General features: G+C 72.1%; 12 protein-coding genes. 4 read left to right on the forward strand and 8 right to left on the reverse strand.

The features are described from left to right. Positions 1 to 9 precede the first annotated feature (9 nt). Together GA0074704_RS13120 and GA0074704_RS13125 are read right to left on the reverse strand one after the other, a co-directional pair. Complete coding sequence (locus GA0074704_RS13120) at positions 10 to 1,164, reverse strand: aminotransferase class I/II-fold pyridoxal phosphate-dependent enzyme (RefSeq protein ID WP_088970769.1); 1,155 nt, start codon at positions 1,162 to 1,164, stop codon at positions 10 to 12. Further along, complete coding sequence (locus tag GA0074704_RS13125) at positions 1,161 to 1,796, reverse strand: sugar transferase (protein WP_269458919.1); 636 nt, start codon at positions 1,794 to 1,796, stop codon at positions 1,161 to 1,163. Before GA0074704_RS13125 ends, GA0074704_RS13120 begins: the two co-directional genes overlap by 4 nt. Before the next feature lie 305 nt (positions 1,797 to 2,101). Here GA0074704_RS13125 and GA0074704_RS13130 point away from each other — a divergent pair, with 305 nt between their 5' ends. Beyond that, positions 2,102 to 3,112: a DUF389 domain-containing protein gene (locus tag GA0074704_RS13130; protein WP_088970770.1), complete on the forward strand. Its 1,011-nt coding sequence runs from the start codon at positions 2,102 to 2,104 to the stop codon at positions 3,110 to 3,112. Here GA0074704_RS13130 and GA0074704_RS13135 read toward each other — a convergent pair. After that, positions 3,075 to 3,509: a hypothetical protein gene (locus tag GA0074704_RS13135; protein WP_088970771.1), complete on the reverse strand. Its 435-nt coding sequence runs from the start codon at positions 3,507 to 3,509 to the stop codon at positions 3,075 to 3,077. The two genes, GA0074704_RS13130 and GA0074704_RS13135, sit on opposite strands and share 38 nt — an antisense overlap. A 328-nt stretch (positions 3,510 to 3,837) precedes the next feature. After that, positions 3,838 to 6,330 carry a Tex family protein gene (locus GA0074704_RS13140; protein ID WP_088970772.1) on the reverse strand — a complete coding sequence of 831 codons (2,493 nt, stop codon included), beginning with the start codon at positions 6,328 to 6,330 and terminating at the stop codon, positions 3,838 to 3,840. 109 nt (positions 6,331 to 6,439) lie between these two features. Here GA0074704_RS13140 and GA0074704_RS13145 point away from each other — a divergent pair, with 109 nt between their 5' ends. From GA0074704_RS13145 to GA0074704_RS13155, 3 genes are all read left to right on the forward strand, one after another. Then, on the forward strand, positions 6,440 to 7,951 hold the full coding sequence (locus tag GA0074704_RS13145; protein ID WP_088973652.1) for a deoxyguanosinetriphosphate triphosphohydrolase family protein: 1,512 nt from the start codon (positions 6,440 to 6,442) through the stop codon (positions 7,949 to 7,951). 273 nt (positions 7,952 to 8,224) lie between these two features. After that, the gene (locus GA0074704_RS13150; protein ID WP_157743668.1) at positions 8,225 to 9,610 is read left to right on the forward strand and encodes a lipopolysaccharide biosynthesis protein; all 1,386 of its coding nucleotides are present in this window, start codon (positions 8,225 to 8,227) and stop codon (positions 9,608 to 9,610) included. 125 nt (positions 9,611 to 9,735) lie between these two features. Further along, the gene (locus GA0074704_RS13155; protein ID WP_088970774.1) at positions 9,736 to 10,905 is read left to right on the forward strand and encodes a glycosyltransferase; all 1,170 of its coding nucleotides are present in this window, start codon (positions 9,736 to 9,738) and stop codon (positions 10,903 to 10,905) included. Between the two features lie 9 nt (positions 10,906 to 10,914). Here GA0074704_RS13155 and GA0074704_RS13160 read toward each other — a convergent pair whose 3' ends face one another. From GA0074704_RS13160 to GA0074704_RS13175, 4 genes are all read right to left on the reverse strand, one after another. Then, a complete protein-coding gene (locus GA0074704_RS13160; protein ID WP_088970775.1) occupies positions 10,915 to 11,559 on the reverse strand; it encodes an acetyltransferase in 645 nt (214 codons plus the stop codon). Between the two features lie 103 nt (positions 11,560 to 11,662). Beyond that, entirely contained in the window at positions 11,663 to 12,805 is a 1,143-nt protein-coding gene (locus GA0074704_RS13165) for an MBL fold metallo-hydrolase (RefSeq protein ID WP_088970776.1), read from the reverse strand. Positions 12,806 to 12,950: 145 nt separating this feature from the next. Next, positions 12,951 to 13,985: an SDR family NAD(P)-dependent oxidoreductase gene (locus tag GA0074704_RS13170; RefSeq protein WP_088970777.1), complete on the reverse strand. Its 1,035-nt coding sequence runs from the start codon at positions 13,983 to 13,985 to the stop codon at positions 12,951 to 12,953. Further along, positions 13,982 to 15,166, reverse strand: a complete 1,185-nt coding sequence (locus GA0074704_RS13175; protein ID WP_088970778.1) for a zinc-dependent alcohol dehydrogenase — start codon at positions 15,164 to 15,166, stop codon at positions 13,982 to 13,984. The genes GA0074704_RS13170 and GA0074704_RS13175 overlap by 4 nt, the downstream gene beginning before the upstream one ends. Positions 15,167 to 15,183: the final 17 nt, after the last annotated feature.

Consider the following 15,183-nt stretch of genomic DNA (forward strand, 5'->3'; position numbering starts at 1 on the left):
CGTCTTTCGTCAGGCCGGCTGGGCGACGTGCTGGTCGCGAGCGGCGACGAAGGTTTCGACAGCTGCGAAGACCCGGGCTGTGTCCGCCTCGGTCATCGCCGACCCGCTGGGCAACGTCAGCCCGGTCGCGAACAACGCCTCCGCCGCGCCGGTCAGCAGCGCCTCCGCCTCGGCGTACACGGGTTGCAGGTGCATCGGCTTGAACACCGGCCGGGTCTCGATGTCCCGTTCGCGGAGGAAGGCCCCGAGTTGCTCGGCCCGCCAGCCGGTCTGCGCCTGGTCCACCACAACGGTGGTCAGCCAGCAGTTGGCCGCCCGGTCGTCGCCGGCAAGCACCCGTACGCCGGGCACCGGCGCGAACAGTTTCTCGTACCGTTCCCGTAGGTGCCGGCGTCGGGAGACCATTCCGTCGAGGCGGCGCAGCTGGGCCAACCCGAGCGCGGCGAGCAGGTTGCTCAGCCGGTAGTTGTAGCCGATCTCGGTGTGCTCGTAGTGGGCCACGGGTTGGCGGGCCTGGGTGGCGAGATACCGGCAGCGGGCCAGCAGTTCCGCGTCGTCGGAGAGCAGCATTCCGCCGCCGGAGGTGGTCAGGATCTTGTTGCCGTTGAACGAGAGGACACCCACGCGGCCGAACGACCCGGCCGCCTGCCCAGCCTGGGTGGAGCCGAGGGCCTCGGCGGCGTCCTCCACCACGGGCACTCCGAAGCGGTCACAGACCGGCAGCAGGGCCGGGTAGTCGGCGCAGGCGCCGAAGAGGTCCACCGGCACGACCGCTCCGACCCGCTGGCCGCGTTCGTGCTGGCGCTCCAGGAGTCGCTCGACCAGGGTGACGTCGAGGTTGCCGGTGTGCGGGTCGCAGTCCACGAAGACCGGCCGGGCACCGGCGTACCGCACCGCGTTCGCGGTGGCCACGAAGGTCAGCGTCGGGACGACGACCACGTCGCCCGGCCTGACTCCCACGGCCAGCAGGGCCAGGTGCAGGGCGGCGGTGCCGGAGCCCACCGCGACCGCTCCGTGGGTGCCGACACGCGCGGCCATCTCCCGCTCGAACGCGTCGAGTTCCGGACCGACCGGCGCGATCCACCCCGACCTGAGGGCAGCTGTCAGGTACGACTCCTCCAGCGGTCCGACGTCGGGTGGGGACAGATGGATGGTCCGGCTCATCGCGCTCCTTCGGTGCGGGCGGTCACGCCGTGCCCCGGTTCGATCCGCACCGGGTGGGCCGGCGTGCCGAGGAATTCCGGAGCGGTGACGTGACCGGCCGCGGAGATCCCCTCTCGTCGCAGCACGGTCCGGACGGTGTCGAGCAGGATCGCCAGATCCAGTCGGAGGCTGCGGGTGTCCACGTACTCGACGTCGAGGTCGAGCTTCTCCTCCCAGCTCAGGCTGTTGCGTCCGCGCACCTGGGACAGCCCGGTGACACCGGGCCGGACCTCGTGCCGGCGGGCCTGCCACGGGGAGTACCGGTCCAGGTATTCGGGGAGCAGCGGGCGCGGTCCGACCAGGCTCATGTCGCCGCGCAACACGTTCCAGAGGCTGGGCAGTTCGTCCAGACTGGTCGCGCGCAGCCACTTCCCGAAGGCGGTCAGCCGGGCGGCGTCGTCGAGCAGTCCACGGCTCGGGTCCATCGGCAGCATGGTGCGGAACTTGACCACGTCGAAGCACCGGCCGTGCAGGCCGGTGCGGCGTTGGCGGAACAGCACCGGTCGGCCCAGCCCCACGGCAACCAGCAACGCGACCGCCGCGATCACCGGTGCGGCGAGCACCAGCAGCAGGGCGGCCATGGCCACGTCCACGATCCGCTTTCCGCGGTCCCTGCGGAACTCTCGCGGGGGACGGGGAGGCGCAACCACCACACCGGTCACCGGCACCGCTCCGACCTCCCGTCATCTACTGTTAAAACAACATAAAACATGTACCACGCCCAAACCTGGCGTAACCGTGCGTTCGGTTTGTTGAGGGGCGGATCCGTCCGGATCAACCTGCGGAACGCCCGACAGGACACGGCCCCGCCCGTTTCGGAGCCGGAACCGGGGGTGGGGGGACCGGCGTCGCGCGCGCAGTAGGGTTCCTCCACAGCGCATCGGGCGACGGGAGGGCCATGCTGCATCTGAGGGTGATCGCACCGGCTGACCAGTCGTCAGCGGTCGCCGACCTGTTGGCGGCCGATCCCGGCGTGACCCATCTGGTGGTCCTGCCGGGCGCCGCCCGCCAGCCGGCCGGCGACCTCATCACCTGCGACGTGGTCCGGGAGAGCGCCGACGGCGTGCTGCGGCACCTTCAGCGGTTGGGCGTGGAGGCACGCGGGGCGATCGCCGCCGACGACGTGGACATGACGCTCTCCGCCGCCGCCGACCGGGCCGCCGAGGCTGCTCCTGGCCATGGCGAGGACGCCGTGGTCTGGGACGAGATCGCCGCGAAGACGGGCGAGCAGACCGTGCTCACCGGCACGTTCCTGGCGCTGATCATCGTGGCCACGATGATCGCCGGCGTCGGCGTGCTGCTGGACCAGCCGATCCTGATCGTCGGCGCGATGGTTGTCGGCCCGGAGTTCGGGCCGCTGGCGGCGCTCTGCGTGGCGCTGCTGCGCCGGCAGCCCGACATCATCGGCCGCTCGATCAAGGCGCTGGTGGTCGGTTTCCCGGTCGCCATGGTCGCGACCGTGCTGAGCACCTGGGCGCTCACCGCGACCGGCCTGGTCAGCCGGGAGATGCTGCTCGCCGACCGGCCGCTGACCGACTTCATCTGGCGTCCCGACGCGCTCTCCTGGGTGGTGGGCATCCTGGCCGGGATCGCCGGCATGCTCTCCCTGACCTCGAAGAAGTCGGGTTCCCTGGTCGGAGTGCTGATCTCGGTGACCACCGTGCCGGCCGCGGCCAACGTGGCGGTGGCGGCGGCCTACGGGGTGTGGCACGAGGCGGCCGGCTCCGCGCTCCAGCTGGTGATCAACCTGGCGGCGATCGTGCTGGCCGGCCTGCTCACCCTGGTGGTGCAGCTGCTCTGGTGGCGGCGGGTCGAGCGCAGGGGCAACGGCGGCGTGCCACGTCAGCGGACGGACCGGCCGCCGGCTGGGGTCACCGCCAGTCGTCGCCCGCCTCGAGACGCAGGCTGAGCAGCGTCGCCAGCGGCATCGACTCGCCGTCCCGACCGCCCCGGCCGACCACCAGCGGCGGCGGGGCGGGCTCGGGGCTGGCGCCGAGCAGTCGGGACCGCAGGCTGGCCGGCACGGTCAGCAGATAGAAGCGTCCCGCGGTGTCGACCGCGCGGCTCCGGGCCCGGTCGACGTACCAGCCGGTGAGCCCGGTGCGGTAACGGCCGCGCCCGTCGTAGGACGCCGCCGTGAGCCGCTCGGCGCGCAGCCCGCGCCAGGTCGCCTCGGCGGCGAACCCGGCGACCAGCTCGGCCGCCTCCGCCTGCTCGGTCGCGCGCTGCCGGGCGTCCGCGTCGGCGTGCGCGCGTACCGCGTGGCGCTGCCGCTCCCGCCACTCGCGGCCGTCGTCCTCACCCACGCACCCGACGGTACGCGCGACGCGGATGCCGCGTCACGGCGGCTGCGCCCGGCCGGCGGTCCCGGCGTCCACGACTGTCCCCGGAGCGGGCGGGTCCCGCGAGCCGTGGCGGCGGCCGGGCCCGCCAGTCGACCACTACCGACCTGAGAGCGTGGACGACTCAGCGCCGTGAGTCGTTCACGCCCTCAGGTCCGTAGCGTCCGTCGAGCGATGCGACCGGCCGCCAGGCCCGCCGACGCACCGGTCAGGCCGCCGGACCCGCCTGATGCACCGTTCGGGCCGCCGGGCCCGCCCGACGCACCGGCCAGGCCGCCGCAGCGGGCCCGGCTCAGGCGAGTCCGGCCCGCCGCAGTGCCTCCGCCATCTCGCTGTTGGCCGGCGCGGCCGTGCCCCGGCCCTGGCGCTGCGGGGACCCGCCGCGGTCGCCGCCCGCGGTGCCGCCCCGCCCACCGCGTGAGCCCGAGCCGCCCTGCCCGCCGCGCGAGCCGTCCTGCCCGGCCCGGGGGCCACCGCGCGTGCCGCGGTCGCCGCCGCTCGCGCCGGCCCGGTCACCGCGGGCGGCGGCACCCTGATCCGGCCGGGGGCCGCGCTCGCGGCGACCACCGCCGCCCTGGGGTCGGCCACCGTCGGCGGGCGTCTCGTCGTCCAGCCGCAGGGTCAGCGAGATCCGCTTACGGGCCGCGTCCACGTCGAGCACCTTGACCCGGACCACGTCACCGGACTTCACCACGTCGCGCGGATCCTTCACGAAGGTGTGCGACATCGCCGAGACGTGCACCAGGCCGTCCTGGTGGACGCCCACGTCGACGAAGGCCCCGAACGCGGCCACGTTGGTCACCACGCCCTCCAGCAGCATGCCCGGTGTCAGGTCGCCGATCTTCTCCACGCCCTCGACGAACGTCGCGGTGCGGAACTCCGGCCGCGGGTCGCGACCCGGCTTCTCCAGCTCGGCCAGGATGTCGGTGACGGTGGGCAGGCCGAACTTGTCGTCGACGAAGTCGGTGGCCCGCAGCCCGCGCAGGATCGCCGACCTCCCGATGACCGCGCGCAGGTCCTGCCCGGTGCTGGCCAGGATCCGCCGCACCACCGGGTACGCCTCGGGGTGCACGCTGGAGGAGTCCAGCGGGTCGTCGCCGCCGGGGATGCGCAGGAAGCCGGCGCACTGCTCGAACGCCTTCGGCCCCAGCCGGGCCACCTTCTTCAGCTCCGAGCGGGTGCGGAACGGGCCGTTGGCGTCCCGGTGCAGCACGATGTTCTCGGCCAGCCCGGCGCCGATCCCGGAGACCCGGGTGAGCAGCGGCGCGGAGGCGGTGTTGACGTCCACGCCGACCGCGTTGACGCAGTCCTCGACGACCGCGTCGAGCGACCGGGACAGCTTCACCTCGGACAGGTCGTGCTGGTACTGCCCGACGCCGATCGAGCGCGGGTCGATCTTCACCAGCTCGGCGAGCGGGTCCTGGAGGCGCCGGGCGATGGAGACCGCGCCGCGCAGCGAGACGTCCAGCCCGGGCAGCTCCTGGGAGGCGTACGCGGACGCGGAGTAGACCGACGCCCCGGCCTCGGAGACCATCACCTTGGTCAGCTTCAGCTCCGGGTGCCGCTTGATCAGGTCGGCGGCGAGCTTGTCGGTCTCCCGGCTGGCGGTGCCGTTGCCGATGGCGACCAGCTCGACGCCGTGCGCGCCGGCCAGCTTCGCCAGGGTGTCGATCGAGGCGTCCCACTGCCGGCGCGGCTCGTGCGGATAGATCGTGTCGGTGGCCACCACCTTGCCGGTCGCGTCGACCACGGCCACCTTCACCCCGGTGCGCAGGCCCGGGTCCAGGCCCATCGTGGCCCGGGTGCCGGCTGGCGCGGCGAGCAGCAGGTCGCGCAGGTTGGTGGCGAAGACCCGGACGGCCTCCTCCTCGGCCGCCTGCCACAGCCGCATCCGCAGGTCGGCGCCGAGGTGGATCAGGATCCGGGTACGCCACGCCCAGCGCACCGTGTCCGCCAGCCACCTGTCGGCCGGCCGGCCCTGGTCGCTGACGCCGAAGCGCCCGGCGATCGCGGCCTCGTACCGGGTCGGGCCGGTGACCACGGCGTCGGAGTCGCCCTCGGGCTCCGGGTCCATGGTCAGGTCGAGCACGCCCTCCTTCTCGCCCCGGAGCATGGCCAGGATCCGGTGCGACGGCAGCTTCGGGTACGGCTCGGCGAAGTCGAAGTAGTCGGCGAACTTGGCGCCGGCGCTCTCCTGGCCGTCGCGTACCCGGGAGACCAGCCGGCCCCGCGACCACATCTGCTCGCGCAGCGTGCCGATCAGGTCGGCGTCCTCGGCGAACCGCTCGATCAGGATGTGCCGGGCGCCCTCCAGCGCGGCGGCGGCGTCGGCCACGCCCTTGTCGGCGTCGACGAACCCGGCGGCGGTGCCCCGGGGGTCCTGCGTCGGGTCGGTGAGCAGGGTGTCCGCGAGCGGCTCCAGCCCGGCCTCGCGGGCGATCTGCGCCCGGGTCCGCCGCTTGGGCTTGTACGGAAGGTAGATGTCCTCCAGCCGGGACTTCGAGTCGGCCGCCATGATCTGCGCTTCCAGGGCCTCGTCGAGCTTGCCCTGGCCGCGGATCGACTCCAGCACCGCGGCCCGCCGCTCGTCCAGCTCGCGCAGGTAGCGCAGCCGCTCCTCGAGGGTGCGCAGTTGCGCGTCGTCGAGCAGGCCGGTGGCCTCCTTGCGGTAGCGGGCGATGAACGGCACGGTGGCGCCGCCGTCGAGCAGCTCCACGGCCGCCCGCACCTGGCGTTCGGCGACGCCGAGCTCGTCGGCGATGCGCTGGTGAACAGACTGGGTCACGATCTTGATCCGCCTTCGCTCTGGGTTCCGTGCCCGATTCTGCCGCCCCCCGCCGCCGCGCGGGGAAGGGCCCCTTCCAGACGCCTCCCGTCCGGCTATCGTGGCGATCATGGAACAACCTGCGGATCCGCGGGCCCGACGGCTCTTCGGCGGCAGCGCCCGGGCGCTCGGCGACCTCGCCACCGGCCCGTTCCGCGCCGACCGGGACCGGATCGTCGGGTCACCCTTCTTCGCCCGCCTCAACGGTGTCACCCAGGTGATCAGCCCGGGTGGCTCGGGCCTGCTGGTGCACAACCGGCTCACCCACAGCCTCAAGGTGGCGCAGGTGGCCCGGGCCATCGCCGAACGACTCACCGCCGACGAGCAGGTACGCGCCGTCCTGGAGAAGCTGGGCGGCTGCGACCCCGACGTGGTGGAGGCGGCGGCCCTCGCCCACGATCTGGGGCATCCGCCCTTCGGGCACCTGGGGGAGCGGGTCCTGGACCGGCTGGCCCGGCAGCGGCTCGGGCTCACCGACGGGTTCGAGGGCAACGCGCAGTCGTACCGGATCGTCACCAGCACCGAGATCCGCGGCGCGGCCACCACCGGGCTCGACCTCACCGCCGCGGTCCGCGCGGCGATGCTGAAGTACCCGTGGACCCGGCTGGATCACCCGGACCCGCACCCGCGCACCATGGACCCGCCGCCCCGTGGCGCGACCCCGCCGCCGGACGACCCGGAGAGCGGCTCGTCGAAGTTCGGGGCGTACCGCACCGAGCTGGACGACCTGCGGCAGGCCCGGGAGCCGTTCGCCGGGCGGATCGCCGACTGGCAGCAGACCGTCGAGGCGTCGATCATGGACACCGCCGACGACATCGCGTACGCCATCCACGACGTGGAGGACTTCTACCGGGTCGGGGTGCTCCAGCAGGGTGCGGTGGCGGCCGAGCTGATGGCCTGGCAGCGCGACGTCGGGCACCTCCGCACCGCCACCGACGGTGGCCTGGACTCCGGTGGCCGGCGGCCGGGCGCGGCGATCGAACGGCTGCGCCGCCAGCTGCACCGCAAGGACGCCTGGATCGCCGACGACGAGGCGTTCGCCGCCGCCGTGGAACACGTCCGGCAGGAGCTGGTCGAGGGGCTACTCGCCTCGCCGTTCGACGGCTCGATCGAGGCCGAGCAGTACGTGGCCCGCTTCTCCGCCCGCTGGTCCACCCGGTTCGTCGAGTCGATCCGGGTGACCACCGATCCGAACGTCCGCTCCGGGCACGTGCTGCTGGCCGACGCCCAGTGGCACGAGGTGCAGGTGCTCAAGTTCGTCCACCACCGGTTCGTGCTGGCCCGCCCCGACCTGGCCCTGCACCAGCGCGGTCAGGCCCGGCTGCTCGGCACCCTGGTCGAGGCGCTCTGGGAGTGGCTGCTGGACCCGGAGGAGTCGTCCCGGCTGCCGCGCCGGCTGCACGACCTGGTGGAGCTGGCCGAGGCGGAGCTGCACCCGCGTACCCCGGACCGGATCGGCAAGGCCCGCGGACGGGCCATCGTCGACTTCGTCGCCCAGCTCACCGACGGGCAGGCGGTGGCCATGCAGGACGCTTTGTCGGGGCGCTCCGGCGCCCTCTGGACCGACGCCTTCGTGCTCTGACCGTCATCAAGTTCGGGCTTTCGAGAGTCGGCCGGCAACTCCGGCTGCCCTGGCTCGTTCACCGAGTGGAGGGCCGGGGCGCGGCAATCTAGGGCCCTGAACAGCCGCATGCGAGGGCGAGCCGACAGAACGGGGAATACCAGTGCAGATCGTCACCGCTCGGACCGGCCTGCCTTGATCGACCAAAACAGCGGTGGTATGACGAGGACGACGAGTGGAGCAGCGGCACCCCGCCCGGCTTCGCAAACAGGTCCGGCCGGGGGCGGACGACGCTTGCGCGCTCTGCAGAACCTGCTGCCGATCGCCGCCGGAGAGCGGCGTGTCCTCGTCAACGTGCTGACCGCGGTGGCCGGCAAAGGGATTGGCTTCCTTGCCCCACTGATCATCACGCCGGTGGCCTTCACCTACATGGGCGCCGAGCGGTACGGGCTCTGGATGGCGGTCACGGCACTGACCGGCATGGGAGTGTTCGCCGATCTTGGGCTGAGCGACGGGTTGCTCACTCGGCTGAGTTACCACGCCCGGACGGATCAGGAGAAGGCGCGGGAGATCGCCAGTGCCTACACCGTCCTCGGGGCGAGCGCGCTCGTGCTGCTGGCGATCGTGGCGCTGGCTAGCCGCACCGTTCCGTGGGCGGAACTGCTCGGTGTCGACGATCCCCGGCTGGCGGGCCAAGTGCCGATGCTGGTTCTCATCTGCTTCGGTCTCCTCGCCGCCAACGTTCCGTTGACCATAATTCATCGCATCCAGTACGCCCAGGGAAAGGCCGCGCTGAGTAACGGCTGGCAGGCCTTGAGTGCCGTCGTGTCAGGCCTGGCCGTCCTGGCCGGCGTAGCTATGGATCTGGGGTATGTCGTCGTCGTCGCGGTAGCGGTCGCGGCCATACCGTTGATGAATCTTATTAACACATTTCTCTACTTCGCTGTCTGGAACAGGCCTCTCCGGCCGCGGCTGGCGAATGCCGACCGGAATGCGGCCCGCAGGCTCCTGAGGCTGGGCCTGAAATTCTGTCTCCTCTCGCTGCTCTGGTCAATCGCCCTCAACGTCGACAGTCCGTTGATCGCGCGAACGCTTGGCCTCGCCGCCGCAGGCGCATACGTTGTCGTCGCTAAGCTCTTCGCTCTGCTGAACGTGTTTGTCACCGTCATGAACCTGGCCATCTGGCCCGCCGTCGGCGGCGCGTTGGCTCGAGGTGATGTCGCACGGGTCCGTCGCGGCATTCGTCACATGATCCTCCTTTACACTTTCGGCGTCGGCGGTGCCGGGCTGCTGCTGGTCGTCTTTGGGCGAGACCTTCTGCGTGTCTGGGTGAGCGCGGTGGACGATTCCTCGGTTCCCCTGCCGTTGTTGGGTGGACTGGCTCTCTGGGCGGTTGTCTCGGCGATGGTTACGCCGCTCTTCGTCGTGCAGACCGCTACCGGGATGATGAAACATCAAATCCGTGGTTGGGCGGGCTTCCTGGTCCTGTCGATCGTCTTGAAGTATCTCCTGTTGCGACATATCGGGGTCGTCGGCATTCCTGCGGGAGCCTGTCTCGCCTACTTGGTTGTCATGTGGCCGTCCGCCGTGGTCGGTTACGCGCAGGCTGTCCGCTCGGTTCAGGGGGAGAGGGTCGGGCCGCACGGTACCGTGGCCGGTGCCGAGCGGCTGTCGGTGTAGCTGCCCTCCCTTCCCTCGCGGCAGTGACTGTCAAGGCGTGCCATTTTTTCTTTTAGGCAGTTATTGTGGCTTATTCGTCATAGTCTGTCTGATACCTGCACCGCATCAACGGAGGATTGGGATCCATGCTGCATCAGCGATACCTGACGGAGGCGACGGCTGCTCATCCGATGCGGCACGCCGCTACTCCGACGCGCCGGGTGTTGAGAGTTGTGGCACCGATGAATTTCGGAGGGACCGAGCAGTGTGTGGCCGATCTGCTGCCACGCATCGCCAGCGCTGGCGTGGTGACCGACTTCGTGACGCTAAGCAGCGAGATCGGCCAGGGCCCGCTGGCCGAGGCGGCCCGACAACAGGGGGGAAGGGTGTGGCCGGTCGCGCTCGACAGGCGGTTTAGCGTCACCCTTCTGCGTCTGCTGCGGCAGGTCCGTCCGGATGTGGTGCACTCCGACTGCGGTAACTTCTCCGGACTGATCCTCACACTCGCGGCGGCCGCGGGGGTGTCCACCCGGATCGCACATTTCCGGGGTGACGACAACCACCGCCGTCGTCTACATCAGCGCGCCAAGCGCGCAGTGCTTCGACGACTCGTCCATGCGGCGGCCACAGACATCATCGGGGTGTCACCGAGTGCGCTGACGTGCGCATATAGGCCCTCCTGGCAGGCCGATCCACGCTGCCAGGTCGTGCTCGAGGGGTTGGACCTGGACCGGCTGATGCGGCCCTCGGATTTCGACGTCAGGCAGGCTATCGGTGCGCTACCCGGCGAGCTGATCTGCCTGACGGTGGCTCGTTCATCCCCGCAGAAGCGTAGATGGCTGTTGCCGCCGGCGATCGCGGCACTGGGCGCCCGGGGAGTGAGAGCGCACTGCGTCATCGTCGGGCCCCTTTGGGGTCCAGATGACGAGCGGGTACGCCAGGTCGCAGCCGAATGCGGCGTGGCGGATCGGGTGCATCTGTTGGGAGCCCGCAACGACATCGGTAGCCTGCACCGGCAGGCGGACGTGTTTCTCCATCCGTCGAATCTGGAGGGACTGCCAGGCGCGGTGCTGGAGGGCGTGGCGCTGGGAACACCGACGGTTGCCACTGACCTTCCCGGCGTTCACTTCATCGCGGAGCGCCTTCCGGGTCTGACGATCGTCGACTTGGACGAGTCTCCCTCCGGCTGGGCGGCAGCCGTCCTGAAGGCGGTCTCACGGCCCATTGATCGGCCGGCGGCGATGGAACGCTTCCGCGCCAGCATCTTCTCCGCTGATGCGGCGGCCGCCACCTATGTGGACATCTATCGTCGCTGAGCGTCGGGGTCAGCGCGCCGGTACGCCCTTCACCGCCGTGCCGGCCGGCACGTCCCGGGTCACGCACGCGCCGGCACCCACCGTCGCCTCGGCACCTATCCGCCGGCCGGGCAGCACCACCGCACCCGCACCCACGAGGGCGGCCCGGCCCAACCGGCAGTCGCCGGACACGGTCGCCATGGGGTGCAGCGAGACGAAGTCGTCGGCCACACAGTCGTGCGCCAGGGTCGCGTTCTGGTTGACGTGTACGTGCCGGCCGACCACGACGTTCGTGGTGATCCGGGCACCGGCGAAGACCACCAGCCCTTCGGCCGAGACGAGGTCTCCGCCGACGGTGGCGTCCGGGTGCACCAGCGTGGCGTACGGCAGGTCGGCGGTGTCGGCACGGAAGGCGACCACCCGGCGGGCGCGCGGATCGCCGATGCCGAGCACCACGTGGGTGGCGCGGGGCAGTTCCCCCAACGTGCCCAGCGGACCGAGCCAGGACATCCCGAGAGCCTGGACCCGTTTGCGGTTGACCTCGGAGGGAGCGTCGTCCACGAAACCGAGCAGACGCCACGGTGTTGCGTCGGTGACTCGGTTCGCGGCGCGTACCAGCTCCGCGATCTCACGGCCGTGGCCGCCGCAGCCGACGATGACGAGATCCACGGTCATGGTGCCCCTCCGATTCCGGCTGCCAGCACCCAAACTATCCACGAACGGGACACCGAGGTTATGGCTGCTGCCGGACCTCTTCGGGCGGGCGGCTTCGGCGGGGTCAGGCGATCGACTGCCACCAACCGTCGACCGCCGGCGGGTCGTCCACCACCACCCGCTCACCCGGTCGGGGCACCGCCAGCCGGACGTCGCGCGCCTTGGCCTCCGCCCAGAGCCGGTCCACCGGCTCCGCCCAGTCGTGCAGGGCCAGGTTGAAGGTGGCCCAGTGCACCGGGACGAAGAGCCCGCCCCGCAGGTCGAGGTGGGCGGCGACCGCCTCCTCGGGGAACATGTGGATGGTCGGCCACGCCCGGTCGTACGCGCCGATCTGCATCAGCGTGACGTCGAACGGGCCGTGCTCGGCGCCGATCTCGGCGTACCCGTCGAAGTAGCCGGAGTCGCCGGTGTAGAAGACCTTCCGGTGCGCCCCGGCCACCACCCACGAGCTCCACAGCGTGCCGTCGCGGCGCAGGCCGCGGCCGGAGAAGTGCTGGGCGGGAGTGGCGGTGATCGTCAACCCGTCCAGCCGGTGGCTCTCCGACCAGTCCAGCTCGATGATCCGCTCCGCCGGCACCCCCCACCGGTCCAGGTGCGCGCCCACCCCCAGCGGCACCAGGAAGGGCGCCGACTGGTGGGCGACCAGGCCCTGGACCGTGGCCATGTCGAGGTGGTCGTAGTGGTCGTGGGAGATCAGCACCGCGTCGACCGGCGGCAGCTCCTCGAGGCGGACCGGGGGCTGGTGGATACGGCGGGGGCCGACCGCCGCCGAGGGGGAGCAGCGCTCGCTCCACACCGGGTCGATCAGCACCCGGCGTCCCTCGATCTCGATCAGCGCCGAGGCGTGGCCGTACCAGACGATGCTCAGCTCACGGTCGCTGTCGTCGGCCGGCGCGCCGGCCGGGCGCAGCAGCGGCACGGCCGCGGTGGGCCGCCGCTTCTGCTTGCCGAAGATCAGCTCCCGGAGCACGTTGCGGCCCGGGTCGGCCACCATCGTGCGGGTGTCGGCGCGGTTGTGGAAGGTGCCGTCGCGGAACCGGGGGGAGCGGGCCGCCCGTTCCGCCCGGGCGCCGGCGAGCCGCCCGCCGAGCTGGGCCGGCACGTCCCGCGCCGTCCAGGCCAGGCCCGCCACCGCGGCCAGCCCCGCCATCCGCCACAGCCGCCCGCCGAGTGCCCGCTCGACCGTCCGTTCCGCTTCCGCGCCCATTCCGCCGCCCTCTCCGCCGTGTCCCGCCGTACACGGTAGTCACCCGGGGCCCGGCCCGCCCGTGAGCGGGGCCCGCCGGTCCCGCGGCCGGCCCCGGCGCCCACCGGCGGGCCCCGCGGAAAGCCGGACCCGCGCGGTACGCCGGTCAGCCGTCGCGGCGCAGCAGCGCCGCGCTCACGGCGGTGGCCGAGTCACCCACCGCCTTTGCCGCCCGGGTGCCACCGGCGAGGGCCGAGCCACCGAGCGACCGAGCCGCCCGGCCGCCCCGGGCCGCGGCGAAGCCGCCCACCGACCGGGCCAGCCCGGCCAGGTCGGGCAGCCAGCCGCCCCGGACCGCCTCACCGGCGGGGTTCGGGCTGAACACGACGCCGTCGTGCGGCTCCACCGGCCGGCGGGCCAGCCCGGCCAACCGCATCAGCGGCCCGACCAGCACGTCGTACACGCCGGGCAGCAGGGTGAAGCCGGCCCGCATGACCACGTTGGCCCGGCCCACCGAGACCTCCCGGCGGGGCCGGTCGACGCAGTGCGCGATGGCCCGCGCCACCCGTTCCGGGGTGGTGATCGGCAGCGGCGGCCGGCCGATCCGGCCCAGGTAGTTCGCCGCCTGCTGGTAGACCGGGGTGTCCACGCTGCCCGGGTTGACCAGGCAGATGTTCACCCCGGGCAGCTCGCGTGCCTCCTGCTGCAACGCCCGGGTGAGCCCCTGCAACCCCCACTTGCTGGTCACGTAGCCGCTCATGTAGGGCGCGGTCACGTGCCCGAGCACCGACCCGGTGAGGATCAGCGTGCCACCGCCGACGGACTTGAAGTGCCGCAACGCCACCCGGGCAGCTCCGGCGGCGGCCAGCAGGTCGGTGCGGACCACCTGCTCGAAGACCTCCGCCGGCACGTCCTCGAACCGCCCGTACGCCATCACCGCGGCGGTGTGCACCCAGACGTCGATCCGGCCGAACTCGGCGAGCGCGGTGGCCGCGAGGGCGTCCAGCGCCCCGGGCTCGGTGACGTCGGTGGGTACGTCCCGGACCTCGGCGCCGGCGTCGCGGCACTCCCGGCGTACCTCGGCCAGGGTCTCGGGGGAGCGGGCCGCGAGGACCAGACGGTCCCCGCGGCCCGCGAACTCCCGGGCCGCCGCGCGACCGATGCCGCTGGTCGCCCCGGCGATCACCACGACCCGGCTCACGGCGCGAGCACGACCTTCACGCAGCCGTCGTCCTTCTTCTGGAACATCTCGTACGCCTGCGGCGCCTGCTCCAGCGGCACCCGGTGGGTACGCAGGTCCTCCACGCCCAGCGGGTCGTCGGAGCCTGCGAGCAGCGGCATGATCTCGTCGGTCCAGCGGCGTACGTGGCACTGCCCCATCCGCAGCTGGATGCCCCGGTCGAACATCTCCATCAGCGGCATCGGGTCGACCTCGCCGCCGTACACGCCGGAGATGGAGACGGTGCCGCCGCGGCGGACCGCCTTCAGGGCGGCCTTGAGCACGACGAGCCGGTCCACGCCCACCTTGTCGGTCATCGTCTGGGCCAGCTTGTCGGGGAGCAGCCCGGCGGCCGTCTGCGCCAGCTTGCCGGTGGTGGAGCCGTGCGCCTCCATGCCCACCGCGTCGATGACCGCGTCCGGGCCGCGCCCGTCGACCAGGTCGATCAGCGCGCTCGACACGTCGTCGAGTTTGCTGACGTCGAGGGTCTCGATGCCGTGCCGGCGGGCCATCTCCAGCCGCTCCGGAACCAGGTCCAGGCCGATCACCCGGCCGGCGCCGAGGTGGCGGCCGATCCGGGCGGAGAGCTGTCCCACCGGGCCGAGACCGAACACGGCCAGCGTGCCGCCGGGCGGGGTGTCGGCGTACTTCACCGCCTGCCACGCGGTGGGCAGGATGTCGGACAGGTAGAGGTAGCGCTCGTCCGGGCCGCCCTCGGGGATCTTGATCGGGCCGAACTGGGCCTGCGGGACCCGCAGGTACTCGGCCTGCCCGCCGGGGACCGAGCCGTAGAGCGAGGTGTAGCCGAACAGCGCGGCGCCCTTGCCCTCGGCGGTGACCTGGGTGGTCTCGCACTGGGCGTAGAGCTGCCGCTTGCACATCCAGCAGTCGCCGCAGGAGATGTTGAACGGGATCACCACCCGGTCGCCGGGCTTGAGCCGGCTCACCCCGGAACCGACCTCCTCGACGATGCCCATCGGCTCGTGGCCGAGGATGTCGCCGGGCTTCAGGTAGGGGCCGAGCACCTCGTACAGGTGCAGGTCGGAGCCGCAGATCGCGGTCGAGGTGATCCTGACGATGGCGTCGGTCGGCTCCTCGATGCGGGGGTCGGGGACCTCCTCCACGCGTACGTCGCGCTTGCCGTGCCAGGTGAGTGCCTTCATGCCGGATTTCCCCTCTC

Source organism: Micromonospora siamensis, from assembly GCF_900090305.1.
GTDB lineage: Bacteria > Actinomycetota > Actinomycetes > Mycobacteriales > Micromonosporaceae > Micromonospora > Micromonospora siamensis.

Coding starts and splice junctions, on each gene's coding strand:
- GA0074704_RS13120 (WP_088970769.1), bottom strand. CDS start 1,164: ATGAGCCGGACCATCCATCTGTCCCCACCCGACGTCGGACCGCTGGAG.
- GA0074704_RS13165 (WP_088970776.1), bottom strand. CDS start 12,805: ATGGGCGCGGAAGCGGAACGGACGGTCGAGCGGGCACTCGGCGGGCGG.
- GA0074704_RS13175 (WP_088970778.1), bottom strand. CDS start 15,166: ATGAAGGCACTCACCTGGCACGGCAAGCGCGACGTACGCGTGGAGGAG.
- GA0074704_RS13155 (WP_088970774.1), top strand. CDS start 9,736: ATGCTGCATCAGCGATACCTGACGGAGGCGACGGCTGCTCATCCGATG.
- GA0074704_RS13130 (WP_088970770.1), top strand. CDS start 2,102: ATGCTGCATCTGAGGGTGATCGCACCGGCTGACCAGTCGTCAGCGGTC.
- GA0074704_RS13145 (WP_088973652.1), top strand. CDS start 6,440: ATGGAACAACCTGCGGATCCGCGGGCCCGACGGCTCTTCGGCGGCAGC.
- GA0074704_RS13160 (WP_088970775.1), bottom strand. CDS start 11,559: ATGACCGTGGATCTCGTCATCGTCGGCTGCGGCGGCCACGGCCGTGAG.